Origin of the sequence: Paludisphaera soli (assembly GCF_011064595.1) — a bacterium.
GTDB lineage: Bacteria > Planctomycetota > Planctomycetia > Isosphaerales > Isosphaeraceae > Paludisphaera > Paludisphaera soli.
This window is the reverse complement of the sequence record NZ_JAALJI010000018.1, coordinates 50435-67957: the sequence shown is the minus strand read 5'-3', so window position 1 is coordinate 67957 and position 17523 is coordinate 50435. Positions and strand designations below refer to the sequence as shown.

Genomic DNA, 17523 nt, shown 5'->3' with positions numbered 1-17523 from the left:
AGGCGCGCGACCGTTCGCCGACGCCCCAGTCAAGCGTAAGGTTTCGCCCTGAGGAACGCCATGCCAGCTCAGAGCGGACCGGCCGCCGGCGTGGTCGCGACGGCGGCCGGGGGCCGTGGGAGCCTGGCGAAGCTCAGCGCGGGGCCTGCCCCTGCAGGTTCTGGAGGACCGGCAGCATCCCCTTCTCGAAGACGGGCACGACGGGGCTCGGGACGGAGAGCCGGAATTCGTACCCGTTGGGGGCGGCCGGGGTGAGCGAGAGGCCGAAGTAGGCCGGCTCGCTGGGGAGGTCGGCGAGGTCCTTCAGCTCGGGCTTGTTCGCGGTCGCGGCCAACTGCGTCGCCATCATCCGGACGAGACCCTGGGCGCTGAGGATCATCAGGAAGCTCGCTCGATCGGCCAGGGCGGACCGCACGGCCTGGAAGGCGGGCTGGTCGCCGACGGACTTCCCGCCGTCCAGGAACTGATCGATCTGGGCCCGGGCCCGATCCCAGTCCGGCGTGGTCGCCTGGATGACGCGGCGGTCGTCGGTGCCGATCCAGTAGCCGAGGGCGTCGCCGCCCATCATCGCCTTGAGGCTCGCGGAGCCTTGCGGGTTCCCGGCCGCGAGCTTGGCGAGCTTCTCCTCGTCGAACGTGGCGACGATGTGGGTGAAGCGAATCCCCCGGTGTTCCTGGACGTCCCGCTCGATCTTCACGTCCTTGTAGACGTTGAGCGGACCGTCCGAGCCTTTCATCCCCGTGAGCATGGCCTCAGTCGCGGCGATGTAAGCCTTGGGATCCGACGTCTTGATGACATTGAACCCGCGTAGGCCGCCGTCGAACGTCATGGTGCCGAGCGTCTCCAGGCGGCCCAGCTTCTCGAAGCCTTCCAAGGCCCGGGCCGTCGCGGGGTCGAGCTTGCCGCCCGGGTTCATCATGCTCAGGCTCATGGCCTGCCATTTCTGGATGGTCGACGCCTGCATGTTCATGAAGACGTAGAAGCCGGCGTCCGCGGGGAGCCTGCCCAGGTCGGCCAGTGTCGCCCCGTCGTCATCGGCCGGCTGCGCGGAGTCGGCCGCCGCCTTGAGGTCGAGCCGCCCGGCGAGGCGGAGGCCCTCGGCGGCGAAATCGAGGCCGAGGGTCAGGGCCTCGGCGTCGCCGAGCGAGTCGAAAAGGCCTCCGTAGAGGTTCTTGACGAAGTCCATCGAGCCCGGGTTCGGCGACGCCTGGGCGGCCTGGTCGAGTGCCGCCATGAACGTCTGCCGGCCCTGCGCGATCTGGTCGGCGTAACGCGTCGCGAGCCGGGCGACGTTGACGTAGAGGCCCACGTCTCCCGACAGGAAGGGCCCGGCCAGGCCGGGGGTGAGGGTCGCGTCGAAGGCCTTCTCCGCGGGACTCGCCACCGCGGCGACCAGCGAGCGGTCCGGGCCGACGGCCGTGAAACCGGCCCCGTCGAAGGCGTACCACGAACCCTCGCCATGGGGATCGTCGAACTCGTCGACCCCCCCGTCCTGCGGCCGGAGCGCGGGCTCCTTACCGGAGCCGAGCGCCTTGAGCACGGCCTTGGAATCGTCCTCCATCACCAGCACGGCGAACGGCAAGACGCCGTCGGGCCCGGGGGGCACGGCGCGGATGAGGGCCGCCCAGGGGGTCTTCGCGGCGTCCTCGCCGAGCTGGCCCCGGAACTGGTCGAGGAGCTGGGTCAGGGCGGGGACCGCCGTCTCGGCCGCGCGGGGGCTCATAGCCCGGAGCATGTCGGTCAGGTCGCGGGAGGTCGACTCGATCCCCCGGCTGCGGACGACCACGTCGATATCGCCCGGGACGACCTTGAGCCAGGCGGGCGCCGGCTCCGTCGGGGCCTGCGCCAGCGTCACAGTCAGGAGCCACGCAGACAGTTGCGCGATCATGATGGGTCTCTCCGCTAATTGCGAAGGGCGAGCCGGGGACTCGTCCGGTCCCGGGCTTCTCGTCCGCACGAACCGACGAGTCGTCGCGGCCCTCGTGTGCCCATCACTGTAGAGGGGGCCATCGATGACTGCAAGCGAACCAACGACCGAGCCCGCCCCGGATTCCGCGGAATTCGACCGAACGGATCGTGATCACTCGTTATGGACTTGCGAAGGTCCCAAAATGTCCCTAGAGTGCCACCCTCGCCATACCTTGGAAGGATGCATGGCGGGGGCCTCCGCCCCGGAGGGGCGATCGGCCGGACGTGCGAACGTCTCGACTCGAAGCGACGAAGACGAGGAGCCTGAAGATCATGGACGTGACGAAGCGTGGGAAGTCGGCCCGGCCGGCGATGTGGGCGGCCTGCCTGATGGTCGTCCTCGGGATGGGCGTCGAGGCGGAAGCGGGGATGTACTCGGGGCTCGTCGTCTTCGGCGACAGCCTCTCGGATTCCGGAAACACGTTCGCCGCGGCGGGCTTCCCGCCGTCGCCGTACCACGAAGGTCGGTACTCGAACGGGCCGATCTGGACGGATTACCTGGCGGCCAAGCTGGGGGTGGCCGCGCCGACGCCGAGCGTCCTGGGCGGGACGAACCACGCCTGGGGATACGCGCAGTCGGGCGACGGCTTCAGCTATCCGCTGGGCCCCGGCGGGCCGGGCGTCCCGAACCTGCTGACGCAGGTCGGCGGGTTCCTCCTCGGCGGCGGCACGCTGGCCCCGGACCAGCTCGTTTCGGTCTGGGCGGGCGCGAACGACTTCCTGAACAACGGCGTGACCGACTACCTCCAGGTGGCCGACAACGTGGCGACGGCGATCACCGCGCTGGCCGCCGCGGGGGGGTCGAACTTCCTGGTGGGCAACCTGCCGCTGCTCGGCCTGCTCCCGCTGGAAGCGACCACCACCCCCGAGCAACGGGCGGGCCTCAACATGCTCACCCTGGCGTTCAACGCCGCGCTCGCGGCGCGGATCGAGGGCCTGAAGGCGACCTTGCCCGGCGTCCGCATCTTCTTCAACGACGTGAACGCCGAGTTCCAGCAGATCCTCGCCGACCCCGCCGCCTACGGGCTGACCAACGTGACGGACGGGGCGCTGCCGAGCGGGGTCCTGGACGGCCAGGGCTACCTGTTCTGGGACGCGGTGCACCCGACGACCGCGATCCACCAGGTGATCGCCGCCCGCGCCTTCGCCGCCGCCGTGCCCGAGCCCTCGTCGGCCGCGCTTTTGGCGATCGCCGGCGTCGCGGCTTTCGGCGCGGCTCGGCTTCGCCGCGCGGCCTGAAGCCGACGCCCGATCCGGGGGCCGTCGCCCGCCCGCCCGCCCCGCGCCGCCCCGCGGCGGGTTTCGTCCCTCTGGCGGAAGAGGCGGGCGACGGGTATCCTCAAGCCGGTGCCTCGCCGGTTTTGTGAACCGTCGGCGGGTCCGAGGGGGGTCGTCCCATGAGGCTCGCGAGCGTCTTCGTGCTGATCGTCCTCGCGATGCGGGGCGGCGAGGCGTGCGCCCAGTCGGCGCCGGGCTCGCACTTCAACCGCACGACGAGCGGGGGGGGCGGAGCCTCGACGTCGTCGCCCACGGCGTCGCGACGGGCTTACGCCGGGTTCGAGCGGACCGCGTCGGCGTCGCGGCTCGGGGCCGATCCGCTGGCTCCCTACACGTCGAGGCCTCGCGCGGGCTCCGGGAGCCCTTCGGTCGCGACGCCCCCGCCGGCGCGCGGGCCGGCCCCCGTCGTCGTCTCCCGGAACTACTTCCCGAGCGGGAGGTCCGGCCAGGTCCGGCACCACTGCACGCCCTCGCGGGCGGGCGTCTACGGGAACCGTCGTTGAGTCCGACAAGGAAAGCCGCCGGCCGGCCCGTCAGGTCCCCCCGGCATGGTCCGTCAGGTCCTATGAACCGAACCAGCGAAGTCCGGAAGATCGCGTTCCTCGGCGACTACCTGCCGCGCAAATGCGGGATCGCCACGTTCACCCACGACCTCTGCACGTCCACGGCCACTCAGTTCCCCTCGGCCGACTGCTTCGTGGTCCCGGTCAACGACCTTCCCGAGGGGTACGACTACCCCCCCGAGGTCCGGTTCGAGATCGAGGAGCAGGAGCTGGACTCCTACCTTCGCGCGGCCGACTTCCTCAATTTCAGCAACGCCGACGTCGTCTGCCTCCAGCACGAGTACGGCATCTTCGGCGGCCCGGCGGGCAGCCACGTCGTCCGGCTGCTCCGCAACCTCCGGATGCCGATCGTCACCACGCTCCACACCGTCCTCAAGGAGCCCGACGCCACCCAACGGCGGGTGATGGACGAGATCCTCGACCTGTCGGCGCGGGTGATCGTGATGTCGGAGCGGGCCAAGGCGTTCCTGCTGGACGTCTGGAAGACGCCCGAATCGAAGATCGACCTGATCCCCCACGGCATCCCCGACATGCCGTTCGTGGACCCGGCGTTCTACAAGGACCAGTTCGGCGTCGAGGGGAAGCACGTCGCCTTGACCTTCGGCCTGCTCTCGCCCAATAAGGGCATCGAGTACATGCTGGAGGCGATGCCGGCGATCCTGGAGGAGTTCCCGGACTTCGTCTACATCGTCCTGGGGGCGACCCACCCCAACCTCGTCCGCGAGCAGGGGGAACGCTACCGGATCAGCCTGGAGCGGCTGGCCCGGAAGCTGGGCATCCGCGAGAACGTCAGCTTCTACAACCGGTTCGTCGAGCTTCCCGAGCTGATCGAGTTCATCGGCGTGGCCGACATCTACGTCACGCCCTACCTGAACCCGGCGCAGATCACCTCGGGGACGCTGGCCTACGCCTTCGGCTGCGGCAAGTCCGTGGTCTCGACCCCCTACTGGCACGCCGAGGAGCTGCTGGCCGACGGCCGCGGCGTGCTGGTGCCGTTCGCCGACTCGCAGGCGCTCTCGACCGCCATCCGCGACCTGCTCCGCGACGACTCGCGGCGGCACGCGATGCGGAAGCGCGGCTACCTGATGGGCCGCGAGATGATCTGGAGCCGGGTCGCCCACCAGTTCGTCGAGTCCTTCCAGCAGGCGCGGCGGAGCCGGCTGGACGTGCCGATCAAGCCCCTGGCCGTGCGGACGCTGGCCGAGCAGCCCCTGGACCTCCCCGGCTGGCGGCTCGACCACCTGGCGCGGATGAGCGATTCGGCCGGGATGATCCAGCACGCCACGTTCACCATCCCCAACTTCGCCGAGGGCTACTGCACCGACGACAACGCCCGAGCCCTCCTGCTGACGGTGCTGCTGGAGCAGCTCGGCCAGAACTCGTCCCAGACCGCGCGGCTGGCGTCGACCTACGCGGCGTTCCTGAACTACGCGTTCGACCCGCCGCGGGGGCGGTTCCGCAACTTCATGAGCTTCGACCGCCGATGGCTGGAGGACGTCGGCTCGGACGACAGCCACGGCCGGACGATCTGGGTCCTGGGGGCGTGCGTCCACCGTTCGCAGCGGCACGACCTCCAGTTCTGGGCCTCGCACCTGTTCGACCGGGCCCTCCCCGGTCTGCTGGAGACGACCTCGCCCCGCGCCTGGGCCTTCGGACTCCTGGGGGTCTGCCACTATCTGCAACGGCTCGCCGGGGCCCGGCCCGCCAGCCAGGCCCGCGACCTGCTGACCCAGAAGCTGCTCCACCTGTACGAGGCCGTCGCCAACGACGGCTGGCGCTGGTTCGAGAACAGCCTGACCTACGACAACGCGCGGCTCTCCCAGGGCCTGATCGCCAGCGCCCGCAACGGCGGCCCGCCGGAGGCCCTGAAGGCCGGCCTGGATTCGCTGGCCTGGCTGGCCGGCCACCACAAGGCCCCCTCGGGCTGCTTCCGCCCCATCGGCTGCAACGGCTTCTACGTCCGCGACGGGGAGCGAGCCCAGTTCGACCAGCAGCCGGTCGAGGCCCAGGCCATGGTCGCCGCCTGCCTGGAGGCCTACCAGGCCACCGAGGACCCCGCCTGGCTCGCCGAGGCCCGCCGCGCCTTCGAATGGTTCCTGGGGGGCAACGACCTGGGCCTGGAGTTGTACGACGCCAAGTCCGGCGGCTGCCGCGACGGCCTCCAGGAAGACCGGATCAACCAGAACCAGGGCGCCGAGTCGACCCTGGCCTTCCTCCTCTCCCTCGCCGAGATGAAGCTGATCGAGAGCGCCCTCTCGCACCAGCGGCAGGTCCACGTCCAGGCCACCTGATCCGCCCCGGTCGCCCGATCCCCCTCGCCCGTCCCGTCCCTTGACACCCCCCCTCGAACCGCCAACCCCGATTCAGGATCCTCCCGCATGGACGTCGCCATGACCACGGCAAGCCCCGACGCCGTCGGCCGCCATCAGCTCAGAGTGGAACGCACGGGGATCGTCCTGCGGCCCAACAACAGCCGCGTGGTGATCCGCCCCTTCCAGCCGGCCGACGACCGTCGCGTCGAGCGCATCATCGGCCGGGTCTGCGCCCTCTCCGAGCCGCAGGTGGAGGCCCAGCTCGACGACGTGATGCAGGAGTTCCACGACCGCCACCAGAAGATCCGCCGGTTCTTCCTCGAACGCTTCAACGACGTCCGCCGCCTGATGCTGACCGACCAGCCGATCAGCGAGGCCCGCCGGCTCCTGATCGGGGCCTACTTCACCCAGGAGTACGCCCTGGAGTCCGCGGCGCTCTTCAACCCCTCGATGGTCTGGGCGCCCGACCAGTCGGGCCTGCCCGACGGCGCCAGACGGTTCATCATCAGCCTGCGGGCGACCGGCGAGGGCCACATCTCGTCGATCACCTTCCGCTCCGGCACGGTCGACGCGGATCGGAAGATCCGCCTGGACGAGCCCACCCGGTTCGTCACCGCGCCCGACCAGGTCCCCAACACGATGTACGACAAGGTGCTGTTCCTCCGCAAGCTGATCGAGCTGCGGATCGACGGCGCGTTCGCCGAGCAGGTCCTGGACACCCTGGGCGACCGCTTCACCTACCAGCAGCTCGAGGCCGCGATCGCCCGAGCCCTCCACCAGAGCCGCCCCCGGCACCACGAGGTGGAGCCGCTGGCGCAGGGGATGCGCACCCTCGTCCGGGCCAACTACGAGGTCGCCTTCGAGCCCGACCTGAACGTCTCCGAGCGGATCATCTTCCCCAGCTCCCCGACCGAGACCAACGGCATCGAGGACGCCCGCTTCGTCGAGTTCCGCGAGGACGACGGCTCCACCAGCTACTACGCCACCTACACCGCGTACGACGGCAAGGTCGTCCTCCCCCAGCTCCTGGAGACCCAGGACTTTCTGCACTTCAAGGCCAGCACGCTCAACGGCCCGGAGGTCCGCAACAAGGGGCTCGCCCTCTTCCCGCGCAAGGTCAACGGCCTCTACGCCATGCTCTCGCGGCAGGACAACGAGAACATCTTCCTGATGTACTCGGATATGCTCCACTTCTGGTACACCAAGGTCCCCATCGCCAAGCCCACCTACGCGTGGGAGTTCGTCCAGCTCGGCAACTGCGGCTCCCCCATTGAGACCGACGCCGGCTGGCTCGTCCTCACCCACGGCGTCGGCGCCATGCGGAAGTACGCCATGGGGGCGTTCCTGCTCGACAAGGACGACCCCTCCCGCCTCATCGGCCGGCTGGAGGAGCCCCTGCTGGAGCCCAACGCCAACGAGCGCGAGGGCTACGTCCCCAACGTCGTCTACTCCTGCGGCGCGGCGGTCCACGACGGCGTCCTGATCATCCCCTACGCCATGTCCGACTACGCCAGCACCTTCGCCACCATCCCCGTCGACGACGTCCTCAAGGCCATGGTCTGAGCCCGGCTTCGCGTGCCAGGATTCGGGAGGGAGAGAAGGGCCCCATGCCCACCGACCGCTACAACAACCTCGCCGCCTTCCGGGCGTTCCTCGACGCCAAGCTCGTCGACCCCGGCAACGACCTGACCCTCGACGAGGTCCTCGCCCTCTGGGACGCCGAGAACCAGACCGACGCCGAACGCGACGAGGCCCACCGGACCGTCGCCGACGGCCTGGCCGACGCCGCCCGGCGGACCATCGGCCGGGACCCGAGGTCGCGGACCTGATGCGGGCTCGGCCGGGCCGTCAGACCGCCGCCAGCGTCCCCATCAGGTCGTCCCGCCCGAACTCGACGACGGCGGTGGACGAATCGGCCGCGCCGTAGTAGACGAGCCAGCCGTCCGGGGACTCGACGATCCCGGTGGGGAAAACCACGTCGTCCACGAATCCCCGGCGCTCGAAGTCGGCGGTGGGCTCGAAGATCGAGCCGGGGGTGCGGGCGAGCACGCGCGAGGGGTCGTCGCGGTCGAGCAGGAGGACGCCGGTGGAGTAGGCACCGACCTCGCCCGGCTTCGTCGGCCGGCGGTTGCCGTGGTAGATCTCCAGCCAACCTTCTTCCACCCGGACGGGGGGCGTGCCCGCGCCGACGCGGCCGGACTCCCACGAGCCGCCGCCGCCGTGGAGGCAGGCGTGGCGTCCCCAGTGCTTCAGGTCGGGCGAGGAAGCCACCCACATCTCGGGGCGGTTGAACGGCGTCGCCGGGTTCGGCCGGTGGATCGCCGCGAACGCGCCGCCGATCCGCTCGGGGAAGAGCACCACGTCCTTGTTCTCGGAGCAGAAGATCACGCCGTGCCGCTCGAAGCTCCGGAAGTCGACCGTCGACGCCAGCGACGTGCAGGCCCCGTGGCGCGACACCGACACATAAGTGAAATAGTAGCGCCCGTCCAGCTCGGTGAGCCGCGGGTCCTCGACGCCGAACTCCTCGATCTCCCCCTCCGGGACGAACCGGACGCCGGTCGCCTCGCGGACGGAGCGGCCGTCCCCCAGGCGGACGACCTGCAGGTGCGACGTGAACGTCAGCCGGACCAGCCCGTCGGCCTTGCGCTCGACCACGCGGGGGTCGATCGGGCGCAGCTCGTCGTCCGGCGTCCAGTCGACCGTCAGCCCCGCGTCGGCGTCCCAGCGGGGCAGGGGGGTGAACCCCGGCCGCACCTCGCGCGGACGCTCGGCCACCCGGACGAGCATCATGACCTCGCCCCCCGCGCGGATCACGCCGGGATTGAAGACGCCGACGACCTCGAAGTCCTCGCGCGAAGGCTTCACGTCGGCCGGGGTCAGCAGCAGCTTCTCGAATCGTCGCGGCAGGATCATGGATCGCTCCATCGGTGTCTGTCGGCGTAGGGCCGGCTATGGAACCGACCCGCCGGCCGGCTCCAGCTATTTCGAAAGGCCGCACGTCGCGATCGAAATCCACCGTCGACGATCGCGCGACCGGGTGGGCGTCCAGATCCCGGCCGTCCAGGCCGGCGGCGGCGTAAACGTCTAGGGATACTTTATCCACCGGAAGCCGCCAGCCATGCCGCCGTCTTTCGCGAATCGCTCGAGCGATTCGATCGCCTGACTCTTGCTGACGACCTGATCGGCGGGGACTTCGTCCGGATACGGACGGTTGATCATCCTGAAACCACCGGCCCCCTCGCCGCCCGACGACATGACGAACGTTTCGCCGCCCTCGTGCGCATACACCGTGCACGTATAACCGTCGGGGCCGCTTGCGACTTCCATGGCCTTCCCAGAATAGGGGTATCCCGACCCTGGTTCCGGCGCCGCCTCGGAAACCAACAGGAGGGGACGACGACCCCTGTCCAGGCTGTCGAGCGCCTCCAGGACCGTCGAGAACGAGCCGATCTCCTCGCCGTCGTAGACGTTCGATCCTCTGCGCCTGTCCTCGACATACATATATTTGATGAACATCGGCCTCACCATCCCAGGAACCGGCCTCGCCCATGGGGCGAAGGGGCGAGTCCGGCGGCCCTCCAGTCGTCCATCCCCTCGCCTGGGGTGAAGGTGCACCATCACGCCGAGGCCTGCGCCAGCCGGTCGGCCTCGCAGGCGAGGGCCAGGGAGTCGCGGCCGTTCATCTCGGTGATCTTGCGGCGGTGAGAGCGGTCGCGGATCCAGGCGACCTGGTCGGTCATCACCGCCCGCAGCAGCTCGCCGTAGCGATGCGACTTGATCACGCCCTCGCCCCAGGTCAAATCCAGGTTCTGGTACACGTCAAGCGTCTTGTGACGGGCGGCGCAGGCGCGGTCCTTGGGGGCGTAGCTCGCGGTGCAGTCCAGCCGGGCGCCGGGGAAGATCTCGCGGAGGGCGCGGGTCTGGGCCTCGTCGGCGACGGCGTGGACCTTCACGACGGTCGGGATCCAGCCGTAGAGAGTCACGTCGCCGCGTTCGAAGACGATCCGCATCTCCTGGCGGTCCATCCGGCCGGGCTGGTGGAAGCCGTGGTAGAAGTTGATGAGCACGTCGTTCGGATAGCGGACCGAGCACTGGACCTGCTCCTCGATCGGCTTCGCCGAGCCGGGCCGGAGCCCGCGCTGGGCGGCGACGACCCGACCCTGGCCGAGCCAGCCGGCGAAGAGGTCGAAGAAATGGACGCCGTGCTCGACGAAGATCCCGCCGCTCTTCTCGCGGTCCCAGAACCAGTGCTCGGGGCCGAGATTCTCGTCGGAGGCGTAGTTCTCGAAGAAGCCGTGGATCGGCTCGCCCAGGACCTTGTCGGCGATGAGCCGCGAGACGGCGTCGTACACCGGGTTGTAGCGCTGCATCAGGTTGGCCGTCAGCAGGCGGTCGGCGCGGCGGGCCTCGGCGATCATCTCGTCGGCCTGCTCGACCGACATCGCCAGCGGCTTCTCGCAGACGACGTGCTTGCCGGCGCGCAGGGCCTGGATCGCCTGCTCGTGGTGCAAAAACGGCGGCGTGGCGATGTACACCAGGTCGACGTCCTCGCGGGCCAGGAGCGACTCGACCGATTGCACGTCCGGGATGCCGTAGCGCCTGGCCGCGGCGATGGACGCCTCGCGCGCCGTGCCGGCCATCGCCACCGGCCGGACGCCGGGGACCTGCTCGTACTGCTGCAGCGCGTAGAGCCCGAAGCCCCCGCAGCCGACCACCCCGATCCGAACTTCCTGCTCTTCCGTCATCCGCCCGACCTCCCTTTGGCGTGTGCCCCGCGAACGGGCCTCATTGTGACCCCGACGACCGGCCCGGTCAATTCGCCCGAAAGCCCCGGCGCATCCCGAAACGAGGTGGGCAGACCCGCCCGCGAGGCGGATAATAGGTTGAAGAGGCGGCGGCGGACGTCCGAATGAGTGTCAAGTCCCCCGCCGCGAATCGACCGAGGAGACGCCGCGCCATGACGGAGACGACAGCCGGGGCCGGTTCGGTGACCGCCCTGTTCATCGGCCCGGAGACGGGCGAGCCCATGCAGGCCGTCGACGAGGTCGTAGCGGTCGTCGAGCACGGGCTGCAAGGCGATCGCAAGTACCGTCGCGAGGGCCGCCCCGCGCGGAAGAACGGCCCCGACCGCGAGGTGACCCTGATCGAATCCGAGGCCGTAGCGGGCGTGAACCAGGACGGGATCGAGCTGACTCCCCTGGAATCGCGTCGGAACATCCTGACCCGGGGCGTCGCCCTGAACCCGCTCGTCGGTCGCGAGTTCCGCGTCGGCGCCGTGCGGCTCAAGGGGCTCCGGCTCTGCGACCCGTGCGACCACCTGGAATCACTCACCCGGCCGGGCGTCCTGAAGGCCTTATCGAACCGGGGCGGGCTGCGGGCGCAGGTGATCGAAGGGGGCGTCATCCGCGTCGGCGATCCGATCGCGACGGCGGAGTGACTTCGGGAAATCGCGACGACGAAGGCCGCAGTTGAAGAGAGGGTCATGACCGAGCAACCGAGCGAACCCCCCCTCGTCGGCGTGGTGATGGGGAGCAAGTCCGACTGGGAGACGATGCGGCACGCGTCCGAGCTGCTGGACGAGCTGAAGATCCCCCACGAGGCCCGCGTGGTCTCCGCCCACCGCACGCCCGACCGCCTGTTCGCCTACGGCCGCGAGGCCGAGGGCCGCGGCCTGGAACTCATCATCGCCGGGGCCGGCGGCGCCGCGCACCTGCCGGGCATGCTGGCGGCCATCACGATCCTGCCCGTGCTCGGCGTGCCGGTGGAGAGCAAGACCCTCAAGGGGATCGACTCGCTCCTGTCGATCGTCCAGATGCCGCGCGGGGTGCCGGTCGGCACGCTGGCCATCGGGGCCTCGGGCGCGGCCAATGCGGCGCTCTTCGCGGCGGCGATCCTCGCCCGCAAGCACCCGGCGGTCCGCGAGGCCCTCGCCGCGTTCCGCCAGGCCCAGACCGACGCCGTGGGAGAATCGCCCCGATGAGCGCCGGAAACGACGCGAGCGACGGCGTCCTGCATCCCCCCGCGTCGATCGCGGTGATCGGCAGCGGCCAGCTCGGGCGGATGTTCATCCAGGCCGCCCAGCGCATGGGCTACGAGGCCGGCGTGCTCAGCGCCACGGCCGAGACCCCCGCCGCGCAGGTCGCCAACTGGACCGTGCTCGGCCCCCCCGACCACCTGCCCGCGCTCCGCGCGCTGGCCGATCGGGCCGAGGCCGTGACGGTCGAGTTCGAGAACGTCTCGGCCCCCGCGCTGCGCTGGCTGGCGCGGCGTCGGATCGTCCGGCCCGGCTGGCGGACGCTCTGGGTGAGCCAGAACCGGCTCCGCGAGAAGACGTTCCTCGCCCGCCACGGCATCCCCCACGCCCCCTGGCGGCCGGTCCGCACGCCTGACGAGCTGGCGACGGCCGTCCGCGAGCTGGGGACGCCCCTGATCCTCAAGACGTCCGACTCCGGCTACGACGGCAAGGGGCAGGTCCTCGTCGAGCGCGAGGCCGACGCCGCGTCCGCCTGGGGAAGCCTGGGCGAGACCTCGTGCGTGGCCGAGGGCTGGGTCGAGTTCGCAGCCGAGGCGTCCGTCGTCGTCGCCCGCGGCCGCGACGGCCAGGCCGCCGCCTTCCCGGTGGGCCTGAACCACCATGAGAAGCACATCCTGGCCACCACGACGGCCCCCGCGCCCGTGGGCCCGATCGTCGCCCAGGAAGCCCGCGAGACCGCCCTGGCCGTGGCCCAGGCGCTCGACGCCGTGGGCGTCCTCTGCGTCGAGTTCTTCCTGACCGCGGCCGGCCGGCTCCTCGTCAACGAGATCGCCCCCCGCCCCCACAACTCGGGCCACCTGACGATGGAAGCCGCGTACACCAGCCAGTTCGAGCAGCAGGTGCGGGCCCTCTGCGGCCTCCCCCTGGGCTCGTGCGACCTGGCCTCCCCGGCCGCGATGGTCAACCTCCTCGGCGACGTCTGGGCCGACGGCGAGCCCAACTGGTCCCGCGCCCTGTCCGACCCCGGCGTGAAGCTCCACCTCTACGGCAAGCGCACCGCCAAGCCCGGCCGCAAGATGGGCCACATCACCGTCCTCGACCCCAGCCCCGAGCAGGCCCTCGCCCGCGCCCTGGCCGCCAAGCGGGGGCTGATGGAGCGGAGTTGAAGCCGTTTCAAGCGGGGGTCAGCGGCGGCGAACGCTATGGTTCAGCCCGATTGAGGCAATCATCGACAAAGTGACGACAGAGGCCCGAGAACCTGTTGGCACCGTCCAATTGACCGCCGACTTCCATGCGACCCGAAGAGGGCAGGCCGCCATGACATCATCCCACACCGAAGCAGAGCCAGCGGATCCATTCGGTGTTCCACTGATCTTGTTCCGAGTCGGCTGGATGGAACGATACCAGGGCATCACCAGTGGAGACGCCATTTCGAGCGGCGGCTCGTACATCGCCGACCATGGGTTCGGCCACGAGATATTCAACTTCCTGCCTATCAGGGGCCACTTGTACGGCTATGTGCAGCCTCCGGGCAAAAGAGACAAATGGACCGATGCGCAAATCAACCTGACGCGCCTTGGAGCAAAGCCCGACGACGAGTCGATATCCGGTGTCACAGCGGTTTGGGTGGCGACGCTCCAGGGCCAAGGGGCGTTCGTCCTCGGCTGGTATAACAATGCGACGATATTTCGATCGTGGCAGCAGCCGCCTCTTGATTCGGCACGGATTCACGAAGGAGCGGACCTGGGGTTTTACGTCACGTGCGACGAAAAGGACGCCATACTGATCCCGCCGGACGAGCGCGTCTTCTCGGTTCCGCAACAAGTGAGGGGCGGATTCGGCCAAGCCAATATCTGGTACGCAGACGACCACGAACTCAACCGCCAATTCCGAATCGACCTATTACGCTACATCGCAACGAGAGAATCGACCGCATCATCCGATATTTTGGAGCAAGGTTACCGTCAAACGGATCCGCTGCTTCGACGGAGGGTCGAGCAAGCGGCCATAGACCTGACAATTTCACACTACGCCCAACTCCACTATCGGATTCGCTCGGTCGAGCGAGATAACGTCGGCTGGGATCTCGAAGCGAGCCGGGACGGCAGAGACTTGAAGCTGGAAGTAAAGGGCCTATGCGGGGGGGAAACTCGAGTCGAGTTGACCCCGAACGAATACCAGGCGATGTCGCAAAATGCTCAGACATACCGCTTGTGCATCGTCACCAACGCCCTTGACAAACCTTCGTTGGAGATTTTCTCTTACTCGAACGAAGCAGGGTGCTGGAAGGGCACATCGGGAAGAACGTTGAACGTCGTAGAGTCCGTTGCGGCGAGATGTTCAGTCCTCGAATAGCGAACCTTGACAGCGGTTTTCCGCAATCGTCATGAGATCGACAGCGACCCGCAGGGAGCGAAAAGCGGGGAGACAAATCATGCGACTCGCCCAGCCGTACTGGCTCATCCTCCTGGGCTTCGCGGTCCTGCCGCTGGCTCGCGAGCGGATGCGCGGGCGGGTGGCGTGGCCGGGGCTGTCGGGGTTCGCGGGGGGCGGGGCGGGAGTCTCGCCTTGGGTCTGGGTGGCATGGCTCCCGGCGGTGCTCAGGGGGCTGGCGATCGGGACCTTGGCGGTGGCGATGGCGCGGCCGCAGACGGTGGGCGGGGTGGTGCGGATCGCGGCGAAGGGGGTCGCGATCGTCGTGGCGATGGATCAAAGCTCCAGCATGAACACGGCCGACTTCCCGGCCGACCGCGACACCCGCCGGATCGCCCGACTGGAGGCCGCGCGCGAGACCTTCGCCCGGTTCGTGGAGGGCCGCCCCGAAGACCTGATCGGGCTGACGACGTTCGCCAACTATCCCGACCTCGCCTGCCCGCCGACGCTCGACCACCGGTTCCTGATCGAGACGGCGGCAACCGTGCGACCCGCCCGGCCGGGCGACGACGGCACGAACATCGGCGACGCCATCGCCTGGTCGCTGGAGGCCCTGCAGCAATCCTCGCCGGCCCGGAAGGTGCTCATCCTGTTAACCGACGGCAACAACGCGCCGGCCGTGCCGAAGCCGCTGGCCCCCGAACGCGCCGCGGAGCTGGCGCGCGACCTCGGCGTGACGCTGCACACGATCGCGATCGGCCGCGAGGGGGGCGTCGTCCACGGCGTCGACGCGGCCGGGCGGCCCACGATCGCCGAGCGCGAGGGGCCGAACGTCGAGCTGCTCGACCGCTTGGCGGAAACCACCGGCGGCCGATCCTTCCGCGCGACCGACGCCGACGCCCTCGACAACGTCTTCCGCACGATCGACGCCCTGGAAAAGAGCCAGATCCGCGACGAGGTCCGCACGCGGTACGATGAACAGTTCGCCCCGTGGGCGTTCGCCGCCGTCGGCCTGCTCGCGCTCGACCGGCTGCTGACCTGCGGCCGGCTGCGACGGCTCCCCTGACGACCCCCGATCGAACCGAGGCCCCGCGTCATGGACTTCCAGAACCCCGAGCGCCTGTGGCTGCTGCTCGGCCTCCCCCCCTTGATCCTCTGGGCCTGGCGGTCGGCCCGGCTCCGCGAACGAGGGTGGCGGACGCTCGGCCGCTGGGGCTCCGCGCCGGGGGACCGCTCGATCGGGATCCTGATCGCCGCGAGCCTCGCCGTGCTGGCGCTGGCGCGGCCGCGGATCGGGTTCGCGCCGGAGGACGCCGTCGGCCCTGGGCACGACGTGGTTCTTGCCTTCGACGTGAGCCGGAGCATGGCCGCCGAGGACGCGACGCCGAACCGCCTGGGCCTGGCCGTCGAGACGGCGAAGGGGCTGATCGGGGTCCTGGCGCGGGATTCCGCGAACCGCTCGGCGGTCGTGGCGTTCGCCGGCCGGGGCGTTTTGCGCTGCCCGCTCACCCAGAACATGGGCGCGGTCGTCGATGCGATGGACCGGCTCCGCCCTGGCGATGCGAGGCCCGGCGGCACCGACCTCGGCGCGGCGCTCGACGCGGCCGTCGAGGCGTTCGACCCGGCCGAGCCCGACGAGGGCCGGACCGTCGTCCTCTTCTCCGACGGCGAGGACCACGAGGGCCGCTGGGAACGCCCCTTGGATCGGGCGATCGCGAAGGGGGTCGTCGTCCACACGATCGCCCTGGGAGACGCGGAGTCCGGAGCCCCGGTCCCCTCCGGGAAGCCCGACGGGCCGCTGATCCATCAGGGCGAGACGGTGGTCTCGAAGCGGGACGACGCGGCGCTGGGGGCGATCGCCGAGCGGAGCGGTGGGGCGGCGGTGAGGCTCGGACTCGCCACGGCCGACCTGGGGCTGCTGTATCGAGAACGCATCGCGCCGGTGGCCATGGCGCATCGACGGGCGTCGCGGGCCGGGGAACGCCCCGAGCGCTTCCCCCTGTTTCTGGCCCTCGCGGTGGGGATCCTGATCGCCGCCTGCCGGCCCGGCGATCGCGGCGGACGCCCTCGAAGCGCCCCCCGCAACGCCGCGCGGGCCGCCGTTTTCGGCCTGGTCGCGATGACGCAGTTCGGGGCCGGCGGCCCCGCGCCGGGGGGCGTCGCCGAGCTGGTCGCTCGGGGCCGGGCCGAGTACGACGCCGGCCGTTTCGCCGAGGCCCTCGCCGCGTTCGACGAGGCCGCCGCGAAGGTCCCCGCCAGCCCCGTCCCCGCCTACGACGCCGCCGCGGCGCTCTACCAGCTGGGCCGGCTCCCCGAAGCCCTCGCCCGCTATGAGGCGGCCCGCGAGCCGGCCGACGTCGCCCTGCGGACCCGCATCGACTACGCGCTGGGCAACGTCGCGGTCGGCCTCGGCGACCTCCCGGGCGCGATCCGCCATTATGATTCGTGCCTGGCGTCCAGGGCCCCGGGCGAAGCCCTCGACGTCGTCCGCCGCGACGCCGCCGAGAACCGCCGCTTCGCCCTCGAACAGCTCCGCGCCGCCCTCTCCCGGCCCGACGAGGACGCCCCCAGCCCGGACGCCCCCCCCGACGCGGCGCCCCGGGCGAGCGACGCCCAGCAGGACGAGGGGCCGGGCGACGACCCCGACGGCGACTCTCGCGACGACGAGGCAGCGGACCCGCAGGGGAGCGATCGCCCGAGCCCTCGCCAGGGGGGCGGCGCCGGCGGCGACGCCCCCGCACCGCCCGGCGCGTCTCCCGAGGAACGCCTCGACGCGGCCCTCGACCAGATCCGCGACGCCCGCAAGCGACGCCTCCCCGACGAGCAACCGCCCGACGAGACTCGCGCGGGCGGCAAGGACTGGTGAGGCGGATCATGACGCGAACCTTGTTCCCATGTTCATCCCCTTCCCTCCTGGTGGGGGAAGGTGGCCGAAGGCCGGATGAGGGGGACCATCAAGGCGCACCGCGCGAGGAAGCGACGGCGTCTCGACCCACCTGTTTCTCCGGCGGCATTCGTGCTCGTCCCCCCCTTATCCGGCCCTGCGGGCCACCTT

At 70.3% G+C, this 17523-nt stretch carries 15 protein-coding genes; 11 read left to right on the top strand and 4 right to left on the bottom strand.

Annotation, left to right across the window (positions count from 1 at the left end):
• Positions 1-133 precede the first annotated feature (133 nt).
• Positions 134-1888, bottom strand: a complete 1755-nt coding sequence (locus tag G6O68_RS20795; protein WP_165250564.1) for a hypothetical protein — start codon at positions 1886-1888, stop codon at positions 134-136.
• A 353-nt stretch (positions 1889-2241) separates the two neighbouring features.
• Between G6O68_RS20795 and G6O68_RS20790 the strand changes: the two genes are divergently transcribed.
• The 5 genes from G6O68_RS20790 to G6O68_RS20770 all read left to right on the top strand — a co-directional run bounded on the left by G6O68_RS20790 (position 2242) and on the right by G6O68_RS20770 (position 7950).
• On the top strand, positions 2242-3207 hold the full coding sequence (locus G6O68_RS20790; RefSeq protein ID WP_165250563.1) for an SGNH/GDSL hydrolase family protein: 966 nt from the start codon (positions 2242-2244) through the stop codon (positions 3205-3207).
• Between the two features lie 158 nt (positions 3208-3365).
• A complete protein-coding gene (locus G6O68_RS20785; protein ID WP_165250562.1) occupies positions 3366-3749 on the top strand; it encodes a hypothetical protein in 384 nt (127 codons plus the stop codon).
• A gap of 62 nt (positions 3750-3811) precedes the next feature.
• Entirely contained in the window at positions 3812-6100 is a 2289-nt protein-coding gene (locus tag G6O68_RS20780) for a glycosyltransferase family 4 protein (protein WP_165250561.1), read from the top strand.
• A gap of 87 nt (positions 6101-6187) precedes the next feature.
• Entirely contained in the window at positions 6188-7684 is a 1497-nt protein-coding gene (locus tag G6O68_RS20775; protein WP_240911413.1) for a glycoside hydrolase family 130 protein, read from the top strand.
• 44 nt (positions 7685-7728) lie between these two features.
• The gene (locus G6O68_RS20770; RefSeq protein WP_165250560.1) at positions 7729-7950 is read left to right on the top strand and encodes a hypothetical protein; all 222 of its coding nucleotides are present in this window, start codon (positions 7729-7731) and stop codon (positions 7948-7950) included.
• A gap of 19 nt (positions 7951-7969) precedes the next feature.
• Here the strand turns inward: G6O68_RS20770 and G6O68_RS20765 are convergent, their stop codons facing one another.
• The 3 genes from G6O68_RS20765 to G6O68_RS20755 form a co-directional block, all read right to left on the bottom strand.
• A complete protein-coding gene (locus G6O68_RS20765; RefSeq protein WP_165250559.1) occupies positions 7970-9034 on the bottom strand; it encodes a glycoside hydrolase family 130 protein in 1065 nt (354 codons plus the stop codon).
• Between the two features lie 171 nt (positions 9035-9205).
• Positions 9206-9637: a hypothetical protein gene (locus G6O68_RS20760; protein ID WP_165250558.1), complete on the bottom strand. Its 432-nt coding sequence runs from the start codon at positions 9635-9637 to the stop codon at positions 9206-9208.
• 101 nt (positions 9638-9738) lie between these two features.
• Positions 9739-10866 carry a Gfo/Idh/MocA family protein gene (locus G6O68_RS20755; RefSeq protein WP_165250557.1) on the bottom strand — a complete coding sequence of 376 codons (1128 nt, stop codon included), beginning with the start codon at positions 10864-10866 and terminating at the stop codon, positions 9739-9741.
• A gap of 212 nt (positions 10867-11078) precedes the next feature.
• Between G6O68_RS20755 and G6O68_RS20750 the strand changes: the two genes are divergently transcribed.
• From G6O68_RS20750 to G6O68_RS20725, 6 genes are all read left to right on the top strand, one after another.
• Entirely contained in the window at positions 11079-11558 is a 480-nt protein-coding gene (locus G6O68_RS20750) for an MOSC domain-containing protein (protein ID WP_165250556.1), read from the top strand.
• Between the two features lie 45 nt (positions 11559-11603).
• Entirely contained in the window at positions 11604-12101 is a 498-nt protein-coding gene (gene purE, locus G6O68_RS20745; protein WP_165250555.1) for a 5-(carboxyamino)imidazole ribonucleotide mutase, read from the top strand.
• A complete protein-coding gene (locus tag G6O68_RS20740; protein ID WP_165250554.1) occupies positions 12098-13261 on the top strand; it encodes a 5-(carboxyamino)imidazole ribonucleotide synthase in 1164 nt (387 codons plus the stop codon). Before purE ends, G6O68_RS20740 begins: the two co-directional genes overlap by 4 nt.
• 226 nt (positions 13262-13487) lie before the next feature.
• Positions 13488-14450: a DUF3883 domain-containing protein gene (locus tag G6O68_RS20735; protein WP_165250553.1), complete on the top strand. Its 963-nt coding sequence runs from the start codon at positions 13488-13490 to the stop codon at positions 14448-14450.
• A 79-nt stretch (positions 14451-14529) separates the two neighbouring features.
• Complete coding sequence (locus G6O68_RS20730) at positions 14530-15534, top strand: vWA domain-containing protein (RefSeq protein WP_165250552.1); 1005 nt, start codon at positions 14530-14532, stop codon at positions 15532-15534.
• 30 nt (positions 15535-15564) lie between these two features.
• Positions 15565-17334, top strand: a complete 1770-nt coding sequence (locus G6O68_RS20725; protein ID WP_165250551.1) for a VWA domain-containing protein — start codon at positions 15565-15567, stop codon at positions 17332-17334.
• The last annotated feature ends 189 nt before the right edge of the window (positions 17335-17523 follow it).

Coding starts and splice junctions, on each gene's coding strand:
- G6O68_RS20795 (WP_165250564.1), bottom strand. CDS start 1,888: ATGATCGCGCAACTGTCTGCGTGGCTCCTGACTGTGACGCTGGCGCAG.
- G6O68_RS20790 (WP_165250563.1), top strand. CDS start 2,242: ATGGACGTGACGAAGCGTGGGAAGTCGGCCCGGCCGGCGATGTGGGCG.
- G6O68_RS20785 (WP_165250562.1), top strand. CDS start 3,366: ATGAGGCTCGCGAGCGTCTTCGTGCTGATCGTCCTCGCGATGCGGGGC.
- G6O68_RS20780 (WP_165250561.1), top strand. CDS start 3,812: ATGAACCGAACCAGCGAAGTCCGGAAGATCGCGTTCCTCGGCGACTAC.
- G6O68_RS20775 (WP_240911413.1), top strand. CDS start 6,188: ATGGACGTCGCCATGACCACGGCAAGCCCCGACGCCGTCGGCCGCCAT.
- G6O68_RS20770 (WP_165250560.1), top strand. CDS start 7,729: ATGCCCACCGACCGCTACAACAACCTCGCCGCCTTCCGGGCGTTCCTC.
- G6O68_RS20765 (WP_165250559.1), bottom strand. CDS start 9,034: ATGATCCTGCCGCGACGATTCGAGAAGCTGCTGCTGACCCCGGCCGAC.
- G6O68_RS20760 (WP_165250558.1), bottom strand. CDS start 9,637: ATGTTCATCAAATATATGTATGTCGAGGACAGGCGCAGAGGATCGAAC.
- G6O68_RS20755 (WP_165250557.1), bottom strand. CDS start 10,866: ATGACGGAAGAGCAGGAAGTTCGGATCGGGGTGGTCGGCTGCGGGGGC.
- G6O68_RS20750 (WP_165250556.1), top strand. CDS start 11,079: ATGACGGAGACGACAGCCGGGGCCGGTTCGGTGACCGCCCTGTTCATC.
- purE (WP_165250555.1), top strand. CDS start 11,604: ATGACCGAGCAACCGAGCGAACCCCCCCTCGTCGGCGTGGTGATGGGG.
- G6O68_RS20740 (WP_165250554.1), top strand. CDS start 12,098: ATGAGCGCCGGAAACGACGCGAGCGACGGCGTCCTGCATCCCCCCGCG.
- G6O68_RS20735 (WP_165250553.1), top strand. CDS start 13,488: ATGGAACGATACCAGGGCATCACCAGTGGAGACGCCATTTCGAGCGGC.
- G6O68_RS20730 (WP_165250552.1), top strand. CDS start 14,530: ATGCGACTCGCCCAGCCGTACTGGCTCATCCTCCTGGGCTTCGCGGTC.
- G6O68_RS20725 (WP_165250551.1), top strand. CDS start 15,565: ATGGACTTCCAGAACCCCGAGCGCCTGTGGCTGCTGCTCGGCCTCCCC.